Origin of the sequence: Sedimentisphaera salicampi, assembly GCF_002117005.1 — a bacterium.
Classification (GTDB): Bacteria; Planctomycetota; Phycisphaerae; order Sedimentisphaerales; family Sedimentisphaeraceae; genus Sedimentisphaera; species Sedimentisphaera salicampi.
In genome coordinates, this window is sequence record NZ_CP021023.1 from 2,708,658 (window position 1) to 2,729,647 (window position 20,990).

The following is a 20,990-nucleotide window of genomic DNA, read 5'->3' on the forward strand; positions in this document are numbered from 1 at the left end:
AAAGTAATATCGAAAGGACAGGAATTATGAAAAGGTCTAAAGGTTTCACAATCGTGGAGATGCTTACCGTTATGGGGATCATTGTGATTCTCATCAGTCTGCTTCTTCCGGCACTTCAGCAGGTGCGCGACTATTCCAAGGTAATCCAGCAGAAGGCTCAGTTCCACAGCATTGAAGTGGGCATTGAGCTTTTCCAGTCGGACTTCGGCGAGATGCCGGATTCATACGACAACATCAATGAAGACAATACCGACCTCACTCCTGAGAGAACCTGCCAAGGGAGCTCGCAGGAAGACACAAATCATTATGTTGGTGCTAATAAGCTTGCTGAGGCTATGATGGGCTTAGATATGCTTGGCTTCCATCCATCATCAGGTTTCTGGAGCGATGGAGAAGCCTGCGTAAGATATGATGACGGCTCAAGAGGGCTTGAAGAGGTTTACAGTGCAGAAACAGACACTGCGGACTGGCAGACAGCAGAAGAAAATCTTGATGCAAGAACAGGCCCGTATCTCGATCTTGAAAACGCCAACGCTTTCCAGATGAGCGATGTTTACGAAAATACAACTAACTTTTCTGCTGATTCTCTGGTTCTCTGCGATATCTATGCAAAGACAAGAAGAGCCAGCGGGCTGAAAACCGGTATGCCTATTCTGTATTTCAAGGCAAGAACCCAGTTTAGCCGTCAGGACTACGAGCACGACGAGAACGACCAAGACGACCTCGATGAATATCAGGACGACATCTACTATTCTATCGACAACTATGCACTTATAGATGAAGGCGTTCCCGGTTCACAGAATGAGGATCATCCATTTATCTACGAAGCAGACGAAACATACAGCGAAGATAAGCTTGAGGATCTCATCCTCAACGAGAAGGTTGATTCAATCAAAAGACCGTACAGAGCAAATTCATACATCCTCTGGTCTGCCGGAAAAGACGGGCTCTACGGAACTGCTGACGACCTTACAAACTTTGACAACGAAAAAGAATAATCCTGTTTTGATTTAATAAGCCCGGCCGCTCCCTGCGGCCGGCTCACTGCAGGAAAGGAATGTCTTATGCGCCCACGCAAACAAAAAGCTTTTACGATTGTTGAGCTGCTGATTGTATCAGCGGTTCTGCTTATCATTGCAGGCGTGGCGGTGCCGTTTTCTGTCAAAGTGAAGAATCAGTTTAAGCTTAAGGATACCAAAGCACTTGTAACGGTTCTTGCCGATGCGGTTGAGCGTTATCAGAATGCACGAGGCGAAGCCCCTTTTGCAACAGTAGATGATTCAGGGAATATTAAGCTTACAGGGCCAGAAGACCTCAAAGAGATTATTGAGGCCGAAATTTCGGGAAATCCGACCCCTGACGGCGATGCGGTTGATCTTTTGCCCGATCCAACCGATCATAACGGTTTTGCCGGCTCGGAAGCGCTGTATTTTGTGCTTTCAAGATGTCCCGATTCGGAGGAGTTTCTCGAAAGGATTTCCTCTGATATGCTCACAGCGAAATTCTCGGGTGAAACGATCAAGGCGGTTTATTCCGGCAGGGAATATATACTCCCGAGGATAATAGACTCCTGGGGCAATGAGCTTAGGTATTATTACAAAGCTGGATGGACGTTCCCGAGGATTGTCTCAGCGGGGCCGGACGGTGAGTTCAATACCGAAGATGATATAAGTAATTTATGATTTTATGGAAGGTTTCAAATGAAAGCTCCTGAGAAAAATAAAGGTTTTACAATCATTGAGCTTCTCGTGGTGATTTCAATTATCGCCATGCTGATGTCTGTGATTGGAGTGGCTGCTGGAAGGGTGCGGATTGTATCCAAGAATATGCAGCAGGCCGCAAATATTCATTCTATGGGAGTGGGGCTGGAGCTTTTCGAAAAGGAATTCGGCTTTTTCCCCGATTCCACGCGTATGCCTCTGGGCGGGAGTTATGTTTACGGAGCCCAGCAGCTTGCTGAGGGGCTTGTAGGCAGAGACCTTGCAGGTGTTGATGAGGATTCCGGCTTCTACGTTGCCTCAAGAGAGCAGAAAAGAATTGATAACGAGCCCACATACTACGATGTTGAAGAGGAAAAGAGCCGGAACAACAGGGTAGGCCCGTACCTGAATATAGACAGAGAGAGCATAAACGTTGTAGAGCCAAGCCAGCTTTACGATGATTACGCAGACGGCGGAATCTACTGTCAGTATAACGCAGATTCTCACAGCATCAGCAATGGATATCTGCGAGCTCCCGTAATCAGCGATAACTACAATATGAAGCGTGTGGAGCTGGAGAGCGGCTCGGTCGTTCAGGCCGGAACACCTGTTCTTTATTTCAGGTCTAATCCTTCCGCAAAATATTTCCGCCCGGGTGAAAACACAAGCTGGACGAGCATGGACGAAGAGGCGTGCAGCTATTCGGTTTACAACTACTACGACAATATCGGCTTTTTCGAAATGGAAAACCTCAAGAACCCCGAAGAGCCCCACAGATTCGCAGAAGGTGATGCAGACGGAAACGGCAAAGACGGCAAGCAGGAATTCTACGAGTTTATTACAAGCCGAAAGGTCGGTTCTTATGATATGCCTGTCCGAAAAGATACATACATAATAATTTCTGCCGGCTATGACGGTGCTTTCGGTACCGATGATGATATCACGAATTTTGATAATTAAGGCTTAAAGCAAGGCTTTTCTTTAGAGGATTGAAATATGAAAAAGATAAATAAAACAAAGGCTTTCACGCTCGCTGAGCTTCTAACGGTGATATCAATAATTGCTGTTTTGCTGGTGCTGCTGATTCCTGCTCTGAATCAGGTGGCAAATGTAGGCCAGAAGGTAAGGCAGACATCCCAGCTAACAACAATCTCAGTTGCCCTTGAAACCTTCAGCAACGATTTCGGCCAGTACCCCGATTCTGGTAATAATGACAGAGACGGCGAAGCTTATTACGGCAGCCAGAAGCTCTCAGAAGCCCTTCTCGGCTATGATATGCTAGGCTTGAACGCTGATGCGCTCCCTCAATTCGATAGAGATGATGATAATAACCTCTATGCAGACGATGACGGGAATGTGCTAAATCTGGACTCCCGCTCCGGGCCATACATTGAGCCGGATAAGATAAACCCAGTTGAATCAGGCAATACCCAAGACGCTCTGGATTTAGCGGAAGGCGGATACTATATCGCAGACGTATTCAAGAGAGACTCCGCCGAATACGGTATGCCCGTTTTGTACTACAGGGCTAATACAAACAACAAGCTCCAGCGAGCATCAGGCGCTGCCAGCGTTTATGATGTGAGCGACAGCAATGTGCCTTTTGATACGGACAACTCAAATTACTCTCAGTTCTTTAATGGCCTTGAACACCCTTGGGAAGACCCGGACGGGGCTATCAGCAATCAGGAAGTGTTCAGTCAGTACATTAAGAATGAGTCTATCTCTTCAGCGGATGACAGTAAAATCGTACCATACCGCCCGCAGTCTTTCCTTCTCATTACAGCGGGCAAAGACGGGAAATTCGGGACGGAAGACGATATAACGAATTTCAGCCAAAATCAGTAGAAACTAAAGCGGCTGGTGCGCTTGGTTTTAGCTTGAGAAGCAGAGGCCGCAGATGGATATAAATTTGAACAAAAAAGCCTATACAATCGTTGAGCTCCTGGTGGTTCTGTCATTGATGCTCGTTTTGGCATTTCTGGCAATCCCGCCGGCAGCCGCACTCAAGGATTCCTTCATCTCCGAGGGTATCGTTGTTAATACGGTTGAATCTGCCCTTGCAAATGCCCGTGCGCGTGCAGTCAGCGAGGGAAGGCCTGTCGGCGTGCGGTTCCAGCGGGGCATAGACGGGAGCCAGTATATGGTTTTCGTGCAGTTTATAGGCGATATTGAAGGTATGCACTCAAGCAGGCAGTATGCCTTCGAGCCCGTTCCGGGCAGGAAGCCCGTAGAGCTCCCAGCAGGTTATTCAATCTGCGATATGCGCAAAAGAAGCAATTATTCAAACGAAACGATATACGGTAGTGTTCCGCTTGCAAATCCAGTTGAACCCAAGAACCTGAACGATACTACCACCTTCACTGTTTGCTTCAGCCCAGCGGGCAAAGCGGTTGTCAGAAAGGTGCGTATCTTCCCTGATTACCGAAAGACAGACCGAGAAGATATTCTCTTCGCAGGTTACGACGATTATTCCAATCAGGGCAATTTGCAGGAATCAAAGATACTTCTCAGCGCAGATGACAGCGCAGCAAACGGCTACGGCGGCGAAGAAAGCAGGCTGAGCAGAATAACTGTTTTCAAAAATCTCGACTACCAGAAGGCTGAAAACAAGGGCGGTTTCTTGTTCCAGCTGCCTAAATACCGGATCAACGCATGGACAGGCGGCCTTCTTAAAACAGAAGCGGTGAACTGATGAGCAAAAGAACAAACAAAAAGGCATTCACTCTCACTGAGGTTCTCATGTCTATGGGTATCTTTGTGATAGGTATGTCTCTTGTTGCAAGCGTTTTCCCGCTCGGAATCTCGCTTACCGCAAAGAATGCCGAGAAAACTGTCGGCTCGCTCGCCGCTGATAAATTTAAGGCGGATATGCAGATCCTCGCTAAGCAGTCAACTGCTGCTGATTTTGGAGATGTATTCAGTAATCTAAGCGAGGATATTTTCGAATACAGGGTAAAAGATGAAGAAGGCAGAAGCGAGTATCTTATAGCTGCGCTTCTGAGTCCGCCAAGCGGTCATGCAAGGAGGCTTATAATCGTTCCGTGCAGGAAGATATTTGAAAACAGCCTCTACAGAACTAATGATAACAAATTCTCTCAAAATACGGATGACTTCTCAGATTATCCGAACCTCGTTGCCCTTGCTCTTGATAAGGATATAGACGACTCAAGGCCGGGCAATCTTCTGAAGCTCGATAATGCCTTTGCCGGAGAAACTGACCCTTCTTGGAGAGATTTTTTGGTGAAAGAGGCCATTATTATAGCCGATAACACAGGAAATGATTATGAGATAGAAGAAATCTTCACGGAAGGCTCAGATGTTTATCTAAGGATAGATGAGTTCCTTGGAGATTCCGAGAGGGAAGATATTACCAGTATCTGGACAGTTCCTCCCGCAGCGAACGGCGGTATGCGTTCGCCCGCTATAAGCGTTTACGAAACAGTTTTGAATTTTGAAAGCTGAGAATATGAACAGAAAAGCAATGACAATTGTTGAAATGCTTATATCAGCGGCTCTGGTGGTTATTATTCTTGCCACGGGGGCAGCGGTGTTTCACGAGGCGGCGAGAGCTCAGAAGGCCTCCTCGCACGTGAATTCTGTTATGGACAGACTCAGCGTTTCTAAAGACGTTTTATCAAACGACCTTGAAGCTCTGATAAAAGATGCCCCGTTTGCCGTGTGGTTCAGTGAAAACGGGAATGCCCGAATGCAGTTCTTCTCTGCCGCAGGCTTCAGCGGATATGCAAACCCGCTTGCCGAGGCTGAGGAGATAGAAGGCTCGTCTGCGAGGATTCTTTATTCGATAGATGCAGCGAATAATAAGCTTATCCGGCAGGTAAACATAATCGATCAGTATCAATACGACCTCGGGCATACTAACGCAGACCCGTTTCCTACAATAAACGGGCCGATGATAGCACCCCAGAGCCTTTTTGACAGCCATAAAAAGGGCTACGACAGTATTGCCCTTCTTCGCTGGCGTTCGCTTCTGCAGAATGACTTTAATGTATTGGCGTTCCTCGGATATCTGCGTGATTTTAATACTGAATTGTTTTCGCCTGAGATGGCGGATTCAGAGTGGAACAGTAAATTCTGGCCGATCCTTCTTTTCGACGGCGTAAAGAGCTTCGAGATCCAAATAGGCCTCGGAGCAGAGAAAGACCGCCTCGCAGACGGCAGCGAGCCGTATATAACAAGGTGGTTCCCCGATTCAGACCCATACACCTCCCATTCCGGAAATGATTCGGATTTCGATTTGATGGGCGGTGAATTCGGCGTTTACTTAAATATGCCTGATATCGATTTTACAGGCGAAGGTTGGTACGCACCGGGCGATGGGGAGCTCGAGCGAACAGAGCTCAGCGGCAATTCCGCTCAATCTGCTCCAATAGAAGCCGGCATGGAGCCGAGAGCCGTCAGGTTCCGGTTTGCATTTGAAAACGAATCGGACGAATCAGGAAACGTGAAAACATTCAGCCAGACAGTTTATTTAGACTGATTGCCTTGATTAAGTGAGTGATATGATGAGCTATCGCAAAGAAAATAAAAAAGCCTCAGCGATGATTATTGTGCTGGTTCTTATGGCAGTTCTTGCAGCTGTAGGCCTTACAATGCTCTCTGTTGCGAGGATTAGCAATCTAAAGCTCACAGCAGAGAAAAAAGACAGCTACACTGAAACCGCCTCGAATGTGCTGGTTGAGCTTATCTCAGATGAGATCGCTCAGGACTGCTCAGCTTCAAGCGAACCGTTTGATTATCCGAGCGCCGCCGACCCGTGGCTTGCAAGCCTTGAGCCGTATTATTCCGGCCAAGACCTAAGCGGCGCCGGCGATACTGCGGAGTATCAAAACGAGTCCGGCAGAGACGTTGTAAAATGGCGGCAGATAAGCAAGCTGAGCTTCGCAGAATTCGGCGGGGCTTCTCAGCAAGATTTTCACGATTTTAATGTTGACCCTCCCGGAGATGAGAAAAATATCCCGGACTATCAGGAGTTTTACAAATTCATTCCCGGCAAAGGAGAATACGATGAGCTTACAGCGGAAGACATAAAGGGGCTCCCCGCAGATGCTGATGGAGACGGCGTGGCCGATGCGAGGTGGTTTGAAATCCCGAATATGAAAACGCAAGCAGGGGAGAGCTATTTCGCAGCAGTGCGGATTATAGACAACTCCGCTATGGTCAACGTGAATACCGCTTACTATAATGACATTGAAAGAATTAGCGGGAATGAGGAATATAAATATTCCGGCGAGTCTCCGCTATGCGTTGGAATGAATTTCCTGCTCAATACCAATGACAATACTTACGGCGAGCCTTTCTGGTCGGCAGCAGTTGTTCCAGAAGCCGATAATATAGATGATTTCCACAATTCCAGATGCAGCCCGGTAATCCCTGATGGATGGTTCGGCTATACTCAAAACGCAGCGGTAAGGCTCGAAAACACCGCTTCAGGCGGACTTAACTACTATCGTCCATACAGCTTTGATGATGAGTTTGAGCTGAGGCACCGCTTCTGCATAAATTCAAGTTTTACATCACGCTTTGAATCACTGCTTCCGGCAACCATTGGAGCAGACGAGGATAATCCCGCAAATGACAACTACTGGGGCGATATGTACAAGATGTACGGCGTTGACACCCGTGTTTCAGGAGTTGATGCGCTCGAGAGCTGGTATGTGGGTATTTTCGGAGGAGGCGAGATCGATTCAGGCGGCGGCGTGAGAACCGTTAATCCCGAAAGACGCCATCTCTTTACGACCCTGAGCAAATCTCGCCAGATTACGCCTGATATGAAAGCAAAGGCGTTCACCGAAGAAATCGGAAATGAAGAAGGCGTTGCCGATTTCGAGTTTGATAATATCAGGCAGGCTGTTTTCAGCGTATTAAATCAAAACCCCCACGAAGAGTTCGGAGCGGGGTATCCGGCAGCAAAGCTCAGCAATCAGTTTGCCCTGAACCTCCTCGACTGGCAAGACTCCGACACCGAAGGCAGGGAGCATTACGTAACCTCTTCCCAAACCCTTTACTACGGTTATGACGGGGCTGAGGAGCTCAAGGATATAACGCTTCACTGCAGCGGAGTTGGTATCTATGAGCATACAGACCCGCAAAATGCAGGCACTGTTCCTGCGGGCACATACTATCTGCTTGAATTCTACCACGAAGGAGGTATGGTTGTGGCCCCTGCAAATGAATATGAAATTCGGGTTGTCAGAGGCGGATCTGTTGTTAATGAGTTTAATTTTTCAGATGTAGTAACTGATGATATCCCCGCAGAAGGGTTTGCCGCAGTAACAAACCTTGCAGATGAGCAGGATGCAGAAGAGATCTTCAAGGATACCTTCGATTACTACTCCTACCCAGCCCTCTCCCTGCAGAACGGTGATATTGTAAAGGTTTATAAAAAGGACTTCCCTGAATCAGGAGATATTCTCCTTGTTGACTGGGCAGAGGTTAAGATAAACACCCCAGTTGCCCCTGATGCAGAGAAGTTCCAGAAGAAGGAAGGCCAGCTCGTTGATGAAGACGGCGAGAATACCGGCCTCCTGCTCCCTGAATCTTTCGTTCAGGTTAATGCCTTTGCTTTGATTGGGATGGATCTTACAGGCGAGCTGAATAATATCCAGATGCAGCTCAAACCCTCAAATGAACCGATCTTCTCTCCTGCCCAGATTGTTATGGCGCCGGCGGTTTGTTCCTTTACAAATCAAAACGACCCAAACGATTCTCAGACATTTGCAGGCGGGATACAAACTCACCAGCAGAGGGCAGGCTCGCTCGGAGCAGACGGCATATCAATATTCGACAGCTTCGGCCGCTTCGACCTTGCAGACCATCGCTATGCAGCCCTTGCAGACGCGTTCACTGCTCTAACCACATTTAGCGACGGCACTAATTACTACGAAACAGCCCCCGCATATGACGGAATTAACAATGACGGCGCAAGACTCACAACAGATGATCCATTAAACGACGGCTTAGACAACAACGGCGACGGCAATATAGACGACCAAGACGAAGATTCTGCCCGGTACCGAGAAACAGTATCCTACGGCCTAATCAATATAAACACCGCCCCCAAAGCAGTGCTTATGACGCTGCCGTGGGTGGATGAAGAGCTCGCAGAGGCGATAATCGCATACCGCGATATGACAGGCGTTGGCATTGGCGAATCCGATGCCCCCGATTATTCCGCAGGCAATACCAGCCGCAGGGATGACAGGGCAGGAGAAAAAGGCTTCAGCTCAGTATATGAGCTCATCAACGTTACAAACGATGCCGGCCTGACTGATTACGATTTCCAGCAGTTCGCCAAAGACGACCAGAAGCTTTCAGATTCAGATTATCCCCACATAGACCTCACCGAAGGCTCTGTGATGGATGATTTTGAAGAACGAAATATAATCCTCGAAAGGCTTGCGAATATCACCACTGTTCGCAGTGATGTGTTTACGGCGTACATATTGGTTAGAGAGGGTATTTCAGGCGTTCAGAAGCGTAAGGTTTGCATAATAGACAGAAGCAGTGTTTGGGACAGTACAGACAAACCTGAAATATTTATAAAAGATGTTGAACAGTGAGGCAAACAGATTGACACCTCCGTTAAGCCGGGTATAATTTCCCGCTTTTCGGATTTTTCTGGTTCATTGATATGAGAATACCCGGATTCACTATAAGAAAAACTCTCGGCACAGGTGCCAAGAGCACTATTTACGAAGCTCAGGATAACCAGACAGGCGATGTCGTAGCACTGAAACGTGTCCTTGTGGAGCAGAATGATGATATGCGCTTTGTCGAGCAGGTGGATACCGAGCTCAAGGTTGCATCGCAGATAGACCATCAATACATAAGAAAATGCTACAGGGTGATAAAAAGACGCAAGCTCTTGAAAACCACCGAAGTTCTTATGACAATGGAGCTTTTCGACGGCCTCCCTCTGGACAGTATGAACAGGCTGAGCCTTATAGATGTGATGCTTATATTCCGTATGGCCGCTATCGGTCTAAACGAGATGCACCGCTCAGGATTCGTACACTGCGATATAAAGCCAAACAATATCCTCGTAAATATGGGCAAGGGCGAGATAAAGATTATAGACCTCGGCCAGTCCTGCCCAGTTGGCACAGTGAAAGCGAGAGTGCAGGGCACGCCGGACTATATCGCACCTGAGCAGGTGCGAAAGCAGCCTATTACCCACCGTACAGACGTTTTCAATCTCGGCGCAACTTTCTACTGGGTTTTAACGGGCAAAAAAGTGCCTACTGTTCTGCCAAAGCAAAACGATATTGCCGCTGGCGTTGGTTTTGAGGAATCCAAAAAGCCTGAAAGCCCAAGCAAGATTTACAGGAAAATTCCAATGACCCTCTCGAATCTCATTATGGACTGCGTTAATGCCAACCCTGCAGACAGGCCTTCAGGTATGCACCTTTTGATTTCGAGGCTCGATGATATGATAAAAACAGTAGCTGCAAACAGGAACGGCAAAAATGCATAAATCCGCTCAGCAGTATATAGCGTCTTTCAAAGAGGCCTGCGCCCTCAACAGGCATCAGGCAGTGAGAGACGGGAATATAATAAAGCTTCCTGAGAAAGGCCGCGTGATTGTGGCGGGTGATCTCCACGGCTACGACCCCGCTTTTGACAAAATAAAGAAATATGCGGATCTCGAGAATAATCCCGATACGCATCTTGTCATTCAGGAGATCGTCCACGGAGGCCCGAAGGATGCCTCAGGTGGCGGATTGTCTTTCAGGCTGCTCAAAAAGGTGTGCGATTTGAAAACAGCCTTCCCCGAAAATGTGCATATGATTCTCAGCAATCACGACTGTTCCACAATTACAGGCTCGGATGTCCTAAAGGCAGGCGAGGAGATGCGCAAGCGGTTCGAAAAAGGCCTCCAAAACACCTTCTCCGAACAATGGGAGGATGTGCTTCTTGCCATAAAGCAGCTTTTGTTTTATCAGTCTATTGCTGTTAGAACCGAGAATGGATTTTTTATCAGCCATTCTCTGCCTATGGAAAGATTTAAGGATGAATTCGAGCAGGATGTATTCTCCCGTCCTCTGCTTATCTCTGATATGAACAGGCCGAATTCTGTTTACTCTCTTACATGGGGCAAAAAGCATTCTACAGAATTCCTTACAGAGCTCGCAAAAAAATTAAATACGAAATTTTTCATCCTTGGACACCAAAACTACCCAGAAGGGTATTTGATTTCTCCGCCGAATGCCGTTATTATTACCACTGAACACAGCAGCGGCTGTATTTGCGAATTGGATTTGGCGAGAGAATATCAGTTCTCTGAAGTTGTCGAATCTGTAAAAAGATTGAACGACCTTTAATGAGGTAAAAGTGTGCACATAGAATGGTATCAGACTGTTTCTTTGGTGTTTGTGATTACGCAGCTCTATTTTCTTGAGTTTATCAGAAGAAACAATCAGCATAACCTCAAGCGAAAGGATAAGGACAGCCTGAACGATTACCGCCCCAATGTTTACCTCACTATCCCCTGCAAGGGGCTTGATACTGAGTTCGAGAAAAATATTTCTGCATTCTTTAAACTGGCCTACCCAAACTATCACCTTTCTTTTGTAGTGGAAAGCGAAGATGACCCGGCTTTCCCTGTGCTCAGCAGGCTGAAAAGGGAATTTGCAGGCCAAACAAAAGCACTCAGTGTGCAGGTGGGAGTTGCGGGGGTATCAGAAAATGCCTGTCAGAAAACGCACAATATGCTTCATTCCCTGAAGTTTGTGCCCGAAGATACTGAGGTGCTCGCTTTTGCTGATTCAGATGCAAGGCCTCTTCCCGAATGGCTCGGGAGCCTTGTTCATCCGCTCAAGCAGGAGAAGAAGGTGGGCGCCAGTACCGGTTATCGCTGGTTTATTCCAATAGATGGGAACATTCCTGTGCTTTTTCTCTCAATACTGAATGCGAAAGTTGCTCAGATTCTCGGTAAAAGCAGATTCAATCAGGCATGGGGAGGGTCTATGGCAATCCGTAAAGACCTGTTCTACAAGCTTGATCTGCATAAAATCTGGCAGACCTGCGTAAGCGACGACCTAACCCTAAGTCTTCAAGTGCTCAAAGCTGGATACCGAATCCGATACAGCCCGCTTTGTATGGTTGCCTCATACGAGGCATTCACTTGGAAAAGGCTTTTCGATTTCATCTACAGGCAGCTGATGATAACCCGCGTTACCTCACCTATTGTTTGGTTTCTCGGTGTTATAGCTTCGCTCTTTTCAGTTTGCGGCTCTTGGGGGGCTCTTATATACGGGATATACGGCCTTGCAAACTCGCTCCCTTCAGCTTACTATGCCCTCGGCACATCACTGATTTTTTTCGCTGCGATGTCAGTTCGGGCATACTGGAGACAGAAAACAATGCAGAACCTGCTCTACAGATACCGCGAGGATATACAGAAATACTCAATCTATGATATCACCCTCTCAAGCATAGTTTCGCTTTTTATGATTGTATTCCTTTTTGTATCTGCCTTCGGGCGAACTATAACATGGAGGGGGGTTCGTTATAAAATGATTAGTGCATACAGGGCAAAGAGAATTAGAAATTAGAATACTGTTTTTTTTGAACAAAAATTATTGATTTGAAGTAATTTTGTTGACTGTAAATACAGGTTTGGTAACCTTATTTAATTGAAAAACAACTAATTTTAAAAAAATTTTTGGAAAAGGAGAAAGATATGGCGCTGGAAAGTCTCCACGAACCTGTGGAAAATTTACCTGAGCAAATCCTTGAGGAGAGAAGAGCTATCTCAAGCCTTATGGAAGAGCTTGAAGCCGCGCACTGGTATGGCGAAAGGGCATCTTGTGCGAAAGACCCCGAGCTTAAAGAAATTCTTGAACACAACAGAAATGAAGAGCTCGAGCATGCCGCTATGCTTACTGAGTGGCTCAGAAGGAAGATTCCTGCCTTTGATGAAGAGCTTCAAACCTACCTCAACACAACTGCACCTGTAACACAAATCGAAGATGCAGAAGAAGGGGCAGACCAGCAGGCAGCAAAGAGTGATGGTTCAAGCCTTAATATTGGTTCAATGAAGAACGGAGGTTAATTATGCCTACTATACTAAAAAGAGAATTTGCGCCCGTTAGCGAAAATGCATGGGCTGAAATAGACAGCGAAGCAGCAGATGCTATAAGAAACGTGATCACCAGCAGAAGAGTGGTGGATTTCAACGGCCCATACGGCTGGGAGCTTGGTGCAGTAAACACAGGCAGGCTGGAGCTTGAAAGCAAAGGCAAAGATCAGCTCTGCTGGGGAATCAGAAAAACACAGAGCCTCATAGAGGTACGTGAGCCGTTTGTTTTGAAGCAGATGGAGATCGATAACCTTACCCGCGGCTCAAGCGACGTTGACCTCGACCCTGTACAGGAAGTGGCGTCAAAGGCAGCAGTTTTTGAGGATAAAGTGATTTATCAGGGATTCAAAGAAGCCGGCATTACCGGCATTATCGATGCAAGCGAGCACGATAAAATCAAACTTCCTGAATCTGCTTCTAAATACCCTGCCGCTGCAGCGAAGGCTGTTAAGGCCCTTACATCAGCAGGTATTACCGGCCCGTTCAATCTCGTGCTTTCTGCTGATCAGTATTACGAGCTGATGGGAGCTGCCGGCGGCGGCTATCCACCTCACAGAACAGTTTCAGACCTTCTCGATGGCGGAGAGATTATACTATCCAAGGCCGTGGAAGGCGGGATTCTGCTTTCTGGAAGAGGCGGGGATTTTGAGCTCACTGTAGGAAAGGATTTTGCTGTGGGATATGCAAGCCACAATAAAACCGATGTAGAATTCTTTATAACAGAATCTTTTACCTTCAGGGTTCTTGAACCTAAGGCTGCTGTAGTGCTCGGCTGAATCTAAACATCTTTACAGAAATTCTAAGCTGTCGGAGAAAATTCGGCAGCTTTTTTTATGCGCATAAAATCCAAAATTAACGGCTCTTTTTATGCCCTCTTTCTTTCTGTGAAAAAAATAAAAAAAATTGCAAAAAATTTGCTTTGTTAGTGATTTATACTTAGGGAAGACAGATAAGTCTTTTGGGAAACTAAATCTAATCTTAAAAAAGAATCTAAAAAGTTGGTTTGTTTTGCTTACAATAAGAAGCTAATCCTCAGCTATTCATTCAAACAGATGATTGGTGCGGCGCAGAAGCGCTGTTTAATTCTAATATTAAATTATTTTCGGAGGCATTCATTATGAAAAAAGTGCTTTTAACCTTTCTTTGTTGTTTATTTGCGGCATCCGCCATGGCAGGGGATATCGTCCCTTGGTTCGATGACGGCGATGCTCTCGTGGATTACACCGCTGCTAAAGACGGTGCAAATGGGGATATTACCTCATTAAATCCCGGCAGCACTATCACGCATGCAGCCCGGATTACTCCTTCCGAGCTGGATGTTACCGAAGAATCCGGACCGGTTGTAATAATCGAAACCGGCGGAACTCTCCACGGAAGCGGTATTTACATCTGCAACGGTGAGTTTGTATTTGCTCTAAGAACAGGCGGTTCTTACGGGGCACGACCCCTGACCGACTTAGACGGAAGTGACGGGGCTGTTTCTGTAGAGATGGGAGAAGCGATAGCTGGGCAGGAAAATAATGTTTATGCCTCGCTGAATCTGGAAACAGGTATGGTATTGACTTCTGTAAACGGAAACAGCGAAATCCGCTACATAGTCAACGGCGTGAGTTCTGATAATCTTACAGGAAATCAGACAGTGGCGTTTCTTGGAGATCAGTCTCTGTCTGTTCATATGGGCGGGCTAAGCAGCCCTGATAATCCTCTGCTTAATACCGATAACACTTGGATATTTGATGGTGTTCCCGGTGCGCCCGTGAGAGGCCAGATTTTTGGTATTGATATAAACCCGAATCTTATGGCTAACGATCCATCTCCTGCAACATCAGCTGTTAATATCGATTCTGATATTATTTCAGAGGTGAGCTTTGACTCTGCTGAAGATCCGGCAAATGCTGGTTCGCAGCACCCCGATGTAACAGGTCATTTCGTTACATTCTATCAAGGCATGAACGGCGATCCAAATCTTGGGCTTCCTCCGCTGTACGAAACTTTTGTTCCAGCAGATACTGATCCTATTACTGTGCCCATCAATACCCCTGAAACATTCGAGCTTGCTCTCGGACAGGAGGTTTTCTGGAGAGTTGAAGAGCAGGTCAGCGGAGCCCCAGAAGGTGATTCAGCTAATATAGCAGGGCCTGTATGGAGCTTTGAAACGCTTCCTCCTGTACCTGCTGCTGTTTCTCAGCCGGAAGATCAGGCTGTGTTTGCGGGCGAACAGGCGGTATTTGAATTTACCTTTACAAGCAAAACAGCCGCCAGCGCTTCTTGGTACAAGGAGGGCGACCCTGATACCGAGCTGCTTGATTCCGATCCGGATGTAACGATTCAGCTCGCTCAAAACGGCGATGAATACACTTCAACTCTATCAATTGATAATGCCGAAATTGCAGACCAAGGTTACTACTACTGCCTTGCATCTAATGCTGAGGGCGATACCCAATCCAGTTCTGCGGCGTTTGGTATTAAGCGGATGGTTGGATACTGGCCTCTTGATGGAGACTATCAGGACTATTCTGGCGAAGGCCATGACATTTTCCCTTACGTAGATCCCGATCCTTCGCAGTGGGTTGATGGAGTAGTTCTATCTGAAACTGGTCAAGCATTAAGCACAATTGACAACAGGGAAACAACAGGCGAAACTGCGCCCTTCAATGCTGCTGAATATACAGATGAAATCACCGCATCTCTCTGGCTTAAGTGGCCTGGCACAGATGATTACGGTGAGCTCTGGCGCGGTATTTTCTGCTCTAATGATGATTCAGCCAACAACTGGTTTCTCGAGCTGGACAACAGAAACGGCCTGCTCAGGGTAAATGCTCCTGGATATGATGCTTATCAGTTCGCCCAGATTTCTCCGAATGAGTGGGTGCATATTGCATTCACCTCTTCAGCAGACGAAGTGGGAACGTTCTATATTAACGGCTCTCAGGTAGCCCAGACAGTTCCGGGAAGATACAGCATCAACGATACCTCCCGCCCTGTTATACTTGGCTGTACCTTCCAAAATTCTTTAGATAATATGATTGAGGCTGTTATGGATGATGTCCGTCTGTACAACTATGCAATGAGCCCTGAAGATATTGCCGGAATCTATTACGACGTTTCCGGCGAACAGATTTGCGTTAATCCAGACGCTGAAAACCTCGCTTACGATATAAACGGTGATTGTGAGGTAGGGCTTGAAGATCTGGCTGCGGTATCAGTTGACTGGCTGAATAATATGTTATTCACTGCAGCGGCTGAGTAATCGGCGGTTCAGATAGCAAATACTAACTTTTTTATGGAGAATATAAAATGACGAATATATATAAAATTCTTGTATTTATATGTTGTCTTTCTGTTTCATCATCACTTTTTGCAGGGGCGATTGTTCCCGGATTTGATGATGCGCAGGCTATGGTCGATTATACAGAAAGGCAGTGCGGCAACGCCGATGATATGGGGGGCATAACCGGCTCCGGCACAATCACTTTTGCTGCGAAATTCACCCCGTCCGAATCTGATACCACTAAAACAGACGGCCCTGTCGTTATACTTGAGGTAGGCGGCGTGCATTATGGCAACGGAATCTATATCTGTGATGGTATGCTTACGTTCGCCTCAAAGGGTGCTAACGGAATAGGCGGGACAGGCAGTTCAATCGACGGCCTGTATGATACCGACGCATCAGACAATACAGCAGCAGTTGCTATGGCTCCTGTTTATCCGGATGTTGAAACAGAGGTTGTGGCTTCTTTCAACACAAATACAGGCGAGCTGATTGTGCTAATCAACGGCCGGCTTTATACCGAAACAATTACCGGAACATCCGGCACTGCGAATCTCTCAGGCGATACTTCTGTAACTTTCCTTGGTTCTACTCCGGTAGGCGGCGGAAACTGCTTTGATTACGGCGGCCTTGGATACCCCCAAGACCCCATACCTGAGCTGCTTGTGCAGGGTAATTCTGACACATTAGCCGGCACCTCCGGGATGGAAATGCGAGGACAGATTTTTAATGATGTTATCGATATGGAGCAGCTTCCGAGGAATCCTGTGCCTGCAAACGGGGCAGTAAATGTTGACCCCGCTGCTGTTACTTCGCTTCAGTTTGATACTGCCGGCGACCCGGCTGACACTTCTAACCCCAATCCCGATGTTACCGGCCATTTTGTTACAGCATATTCCACTTACGACCCACAAGACCCGAGTAATAATGTTGAAGCGGTGAGTGCATTTATCCCTGCCGGCAGCGATCCGATGCAGGTTCCAATATCTTTCGCCCTGGGCGAGGAGATCTACTGGCAGGTGGAAGAGCAGATCAGCGGGGCAGCAGAGGGCTCTGCGAGCAACATCCTTGGCCCTGTCTGGCATTTCGAGGCTCTACCTGCGATACCTGCTATCACAGCCTCACCTGAGGACGCCGCAGACTTCCCGGGCTCTGAGCTAACTTTCAATGCTGCATTTACCAGCAAATCGGCTGCCTCTGTTGAATGGGTGAAGGCAGGAGATCCCGAAATCCTCCTCAATGACAGCGACCCCGATATAACTATAACCAGCGGCCAGCACGGTGATAATTACACTTCAACTCTTACTATTGGGAATATTGAAAAGGCCGATCAGGGCGAATATTTCTGCCGCGCGAGCAACGCTGACGGAAATGCCGATTCTGATTCTGCCAGACTTGGCGTGAAGCGTATGATTGGCTACTGGCCTCTCGACGGCGATTATCTGGACTATTCTGGCGATGAACATCACGCAGACCCGAACACCACGCCTCTGGCAAGTCAGTGGGTTGACGGCGTTAACCCTGATATGACAGGGCAGGCACTTGATACAGAGCCTAATGCGCTCGTGGCAGCTGAGACTGAGCCATTTGTTCCAGCAGAGTTTACTGATGAAATTTCCATTACTCTGTGGCTCAAATGGGCAGGCCCTGAGATAACTCCTACAGATTGGACAGGCCTTGTTTGTTCAAAACATCTTGATTTTGAAGATAACTGGTGGTTTGGTCTCGGCTCTGATGGGCAGGTTAATATCAATCAGCCCAATTACAACCCTGTTACTGCGCCTGAAGCACACTATCTTACATCAGGTGAATGGGCTTATGTAGCATTAGTGAACAACGAAGATATGCAGGGTAAGCTGTATGTTAACGGTTCTCTGGTTGTAGAAGGCGAGCCTTACAAAACTGGCAGGGCTGAACTTCCCGTTCAGCTTATGAGTGATAGGCGTGATGAGGAAGGCGTTCTTTGGCGTCCTACCTACGGCGTGTTCGATGAGATCAAGATGTACAACTACGCACTCACAACCGAAGAGATTGCTCAGGAGTATTACGATATTACAGGTCAGGATGGTTTCTGTAAGGATCCGTATTCTCAAGAGCTTCAGTTCGATTTCAATGGAGACTGCAAGGTTGATTTGGCTGATTTCGCTATGATGGCCATAGACTGGAACGAATCTAACCTTTATCCCCAGCTCGATTAACTCTTGCCAAAAATAATTTAACAACATTAAAAGAGCCCTCTAAGCAGGGGGCTCTTTTTTGTATCCAAATAATAAACAGTACAAGATTCTTTCGGAATATTTTTTAAGCATTTCGTAAAAACACTAATTCAGCGGATATAGAGAGTAAGATAGAAATGCGGTTTAAGTGTCGTAATGTGAACCTAATAGTGTTTAATAAAAAGGATTTATGAAATGGCGGCAAAATTAAAGCTAACTATTCTTGTTTTGTGTTCTCTGATGATGCCCTGCTTTGCTGGCGACTTGGATTTTCTGGAAGGCGGCGAAATTCAGCCCGAAGGCTGGATAAAAGAGCAGATGCGTCTTGACCTTGAACAAGGGTATTACGGAGAGTATGACAAGGTCAACCATACAGTTACCCATAATCTGTTTGTCAAAAAGGATAGAATCAGCGGAGAAAGATATTACGGCCTTAAATGCTGGTGGAGCGGCGAGCACGAGGGCTACTGGAAAGACGGTGTTCTGCGTATGGCCTTCCTTTCCGGTCATAATGCCTACAAGGAAAAAGCGATTGAATGGCTTGATGAGATCGTGGCGGCTCAAGACCAATACATCGGGATCTACAAGGCAGGAAACGAGCCGAATACCCGTTTCAATCATACCGGATTGAATGGTGAGCTTTGGACTCAGAGCCGAATTTTTCAGGCTCTTATAGCAGGGTATGAGTTTACAGGAGATCAGAAATACTTTAATGCGGTAAAAAAGGCTGTTGATCTAACCATAGCCGAAGACCCCGGAAACTATTTTAATGCAAAAAAAGGGGGTGCAAGCCATGGAGTTGGATTCTTTGATACGCTCTGGTATCTCCATAATGAAACAGGAAATGAGAAATATTCCTCTTACGCTGTAAAGCTCTACAACGATTTCAATACAGGCACGCCCCGAGACGATGACCTCAAAACCGATATCCTCCTGAGCAACAAATATTTCCAAACACACGGAGCTCATATAGCAGAGGGGTTCTTTGTTCCGCAGTTTATCGCTTCTCTAACTGATTATGAGAAGTATGATAAGGCCGCAGACAGGGCTCTTGAGAAGCTCAAATACCACCTCACCCCGAGCGGGGCGATGGTATGTGCGGAGAATGTTAAAGGCAGCCCCGGCACAGCGGATGCCGGCTATGAGTACTGCGGGATTGCTGAATTAGTCCAGTCGCTCACAAAACTTACTGCCTTAACAGGCAAGGCTGAAGTTGCTCAGATTGCAGAAGAAATGACACTAAACGCAGGTCAGGGGGCTCGTTTGCCTGTTCTAAAAGGCGTTTCTTATTTAAGTACGGATAACAGAATTGCCGCATCCCCAGAGGGCCACGGACAGCGCCATGCTGTCAAGTCCTGGTTTAAAGTTGACACTTTTCTTTTCTCTTTTCTATTACGATTTAACGATATATTCCGTAGTGGAGGGAGCCCGAAGGGCGACCGGAACGGAGGAATATATCACGCTGCCAAGTGCACCGCCTCTGGTATTCGATAGCCTAATGCTGCATGCGGGCGGCGGGTATTATAAAGCAACACCGCTTGTTTTACTGCCTCATAGGCATGTTCCTTTTTCGCAAAGGTATTGCACAAACCATATTCATGTTTCATTATTCCGTTAAGCCGCTCTGCCTTAGCATTTTCATAACAATGTTTATCTTCTGTCATGCTGATACCAATACCAGCTTCTTGGAGCATATCAATATAAGCATTGCAGCAGTACTGGCAGCCTCGATCGGAATGATGAACCGCCTTTGCTGAGGTGGGGATCTGCTTCAATGCTCGGTTCAAGGCTCTTAAACAACCCTCGGCCTCAAGACTATCACTGCAATCATAACCTATGACCTTGCGGCTGAAGGCATCCATTACAAGAGCAAGATAGACAAAACCCTGATCGGTGCGTATATAAGTTATATCACTTACAATTGCCTCATTTGGGCCTTGCAGATTCATATCTTTAAGCTTATTACTATAGACCCGAAACCTGTGCCGGCTGTTAGTCGTTGAGGTGCTGCGTCTTTTAGGCTTGATCAGCTTATTAAACTTGCCCATCAAATCGAAAAACCGATCTCGACCTATACTAACCCCCGCTTCTGATAAGTCCTCAGATATCAGCGACAAGAGCTTTCTGCAGCCTAATTGAGGCTGCAAGGAACGCTCCTGGTTTACCAAATCCATTATAAAAGCCTCATCAATAAGCTGCTTTTGACGCACTTTACGAGTCTTATAAAAATACTGGCGGCTTATGCCTGATGCGCAGCATATTTCAGTTATGGTTACTTTTTCTTCCTTTTCTGAAGCCCTTTTGTAAGCCTTGTGTGCCGTTTCGTATCTAGTTTTTTTTTGACTTCTTCACTGTCCAAGCCAAACTGCTCACAGGTAACTTCAAATCGAGAATCACTTACAAGCTTTTCTAAATAAGCATCTGCGAGAGCTTCTTTCAGCTCTTTGTTCTCTGCTTTTAATTGCTTTAACCGGTCATGTTCATCTGGTCTTTCCACGCGTATCCTCTTTGGTATTAAATGGTTTCGGCCGTATTTCTTAAGCCAACGCTTAACGGTGTGGCTTCCTGCTATTCCATAACGAATATTGGCTTCATTTATACATGAGAGTTTACCAGATTCAAGCTCATTTACCACTTGCAACTTAAATGCTTCACTATAACGAGTGCCTGTAGGTCTTTTGTCTTTCATAAATATTCCT

The 20,990-nt window shown here is 46.7% G+C and carries 17 protein-coding genes and 1 pseudogene; 16 read left to right on the forward strand and 2 right to left on the reverse strand.

The annotated features are described in order from the left end of the window. Window positions 1-26 precede the first annotated feature (26 nt). The 16 genes from STSP1_RS10350 (at window position 27) to STSP1_RS10425 (ending at window position 19,785) form a co-directional block, all read left to right on the forward strand. Window positions 27-998 carry a type II secretion system protein gene (locus tag STSP1_RS10350; RefSeq protein WP_085756258.1) on the forward strand — a complete coding sequence of 324 codons (972 nt, stop codon included), beginning with the start codon at window positions 27-29 and terminating at the stop codon, window positions 996-998. A 66-nt stretch (window positions 999-1,064) separates the two neighbouring features. Next, window positions 1,065-1,682 (forward strand): type II secretion system protein, encoded by a 618-nt coding sequence (locus tag STSP1_RS10355; RefSeq protein ID WP_085756259.1) that lies wholly within the window; start codon window positions 1,065-1,067, stop codon window positions 1,680-1,682. A gap of 18 nt (window positions 1,683-1,700) precedes the next feature. Then, the gene (locus tag STSP1_RS10360; RefSeq protein ID WP_085756260.1) at window positions 1,701-2,660 is read left to right on the forward strand and encodes a prepilin-type N-terminal cleavage/methylation domain-containing protein; all 960 of its coding nucleotides are present in this window, start codon (window positions 1,701-1,703) and stop codon (window positions 2,658-2,660) included. 36 nt (window positions 2,661-2,696) lie between these two features. Then, on the forward strand, window positions 2,697-3,548 hold the full coding sequence (locus tag STSP1_RS10365) for a type II secretion system protein (RefSeq protein ID WP_085756261.1): 852 nt from the start codon (window positions 2,697-2,699) through the stop codon (window positions 3,546-3,548). A 52-nt stretch (window positions 3,549-3,600) separates the two neighbouring features. Continuing rightward, window positions 3,601-4,395: a hypothetical protein gene (locus tag STSP1_RS10370; RefSeq protein WP_085756262.1), complete on the forward strand. Its 795-nt coding sequence runs from the start codon at window positions 3,601-3,603 to the stop codon at window positions 4,393-4,395. Further along, window positions 4,395-5,165 carry a type IV pilus modification PilV family protein gene (locus STSP1_RS10375; protein WP_085756263.1) on the forward strand — a complete coding sequence of 257 codons (771 nt, stop codon included), beginning with the start codon at window positions 4,395-4,397 and terminating at the stop codon, window positions 5,163-5,165. The genes STSP1_RS10370 and STSP1_RS10375 overlap by 1 nt, the downstream gene beginning before the upstream one ends. Window positions 5,166-5,169: 4 nt before the next feature. Beyond that, complete coding sequence (locus tag STSP1_RS10380) at window positions 5,170-6,201, forward strand: hypothetical protein (protein ID WP_085756264.1); 1,032 nt, start codon at window positions 5,170-5,172, stop codon at window positions 6,199-6,201. 22 nt (window positions 6,202-6,223) lie between these two features. Beyond that, window positions 6,224-9,283: a ComEA family DNA-binding protein gene (locus STSP1_RS10385; RefSeq protein ID WP_085756265.1), complete on the forward strand. Its 3,060-nt coding sequence runs from the start codon at window positions 6,224-6,226 to the stop codon at window positions 9,281-9,283. A gap of 71 nt (window positions 9,284-9,354) precedes the next feature. Continuing rightward, window positions 9,355-10,197: a serine/threonine-protein kinase gene (locus tag STSP1_RS10390; RefSeq protein WP_085756266.1), complete on the forward strand. Its 843-nt coding sequence runs from the start codon at window positions 9,355-9,357 to the stop codon at window positions 10,195-10,197. Then, window positions 10,190-11,044, forward strand: a complete 855-nt coding sequence (locus tag STSP1_RS10395) for a metallophosphoesterase (RefSeq protein WP_085756267.1) — start codon at window positions 10,190-10,192, stop codon at window positions 11,042-11,044. Before STSP1_RS10390 ends, STSP1_RS10395 begins: the two co-directional genes overlap by 8 nt. 12 nt (window positions 11,045-11,056) lie before the next feature. Then, on the forward strand, window positions 11,057-12,277 hold the full coding sequence (locus STSP1_RS10400) for a glycosyltransferase family 2 protein (protein ID WP_085756268.1): 1,221 nt from the start codon (window positions 11,057-11,059) through the stop codon (window positions 12,275-12,277). Between the two features lie 128 nt (window positions 12,278-12,405). Next, window positions 12,406-12,777, forward strand: a complete 372-nt coding sequence (locus tag STSP1_RS10405; protein WP_085756269.1) for an encapsulin-associated ferritin-like protein — start codon at window positions 12,406-12,408, stop codon at window positions 12,775-12,777. Window positions 12,778-12,779: 2 nt separating this feature from the next. Then, window positions 12,780-13,580 carry a family 1 encapsulin nanocompartment shell protein gene (locus STSP1_RS10410; RefSeq protein WP_085756270.1) on the forward strand — a complete coding sequence of 267 codons (801 nt, stop codon included), beginning with the start codon at window positions 12,780-12,782 and terminating at the stop codon, window positions 13,578-13,580. A 341-nt stretch (window positions 13,581-13,921) separates the two neighbouring features. Next, window positions 13,922-16,054, forward strand: a complete 2,133-nt coding sequence (locus STSP1_RS10415; RefSeq protein WP_085756271.1) for a LamG-like jellyroll fold domain-containing protein — start codon at window positions 13,922-13,924, stop codon at window positions 16,052-16,054. Window positions 16,055-16,101: 47 nt separating this feature from the next. Then, entirely contained in the window at window positions 16,102-18,273 is a 2,172-nt protein-coding gene (locus STSP1_RS10420; RefSeq protein ID WP_085756272.1) for a LamG-like jellyroll fold domain-containing protein, read from the forward strand. Between the two features lie 213 nt (window positions 18,274-18,486). After that, window positions 18,487-19,785 carry a beta-L-arabinofuranosidase domain-containing protein gene (locus STSP1_RS10425; protein WP_085756273.1) on the forward strand — a complete coding sequence of 433 codons (1,299 nt, stop codon included), beginning with the start codon at window positions 18,487-18,489 and terminating at the stop codon, window positions 19,783-19,785. Here the strand turns inward: STSP1_RS10425 and STSP1_RS10430 are convergent. Together STSP1_RS10430 and STSP1_RS10435 are read right to left on the reverse strand one after the other, a co-directional pair. Then, window positions 19,749-20,576: pseudogene (locus STSP1_RS10430) on the reverse strand (IS3 family transposase); the annotation flags it as partial. The gene STSP1_RS10425 and the pseudogene STSP1_RS10430 sit on opposite strands and share 37 nt — an antisense overlap. Then, the gene (locus tag STSP1_RS10435; protein WP_085754961.1) at window positions 20,564-20,980 is read right to left on the reverse strand and encodes a hypothetical protein; all 417 of its coding nucleotides are present in this window, start codon (window positions 20,978-20,980) and stop codon (window positions 20,564-20,566) included. The gene STSP1_RS10435 and the pseudogene STSP1_RS10430, both read right to left, overlap by 13 nt. Window positions 20,981-20,990 lie beyond the last annotated feature (10 nt).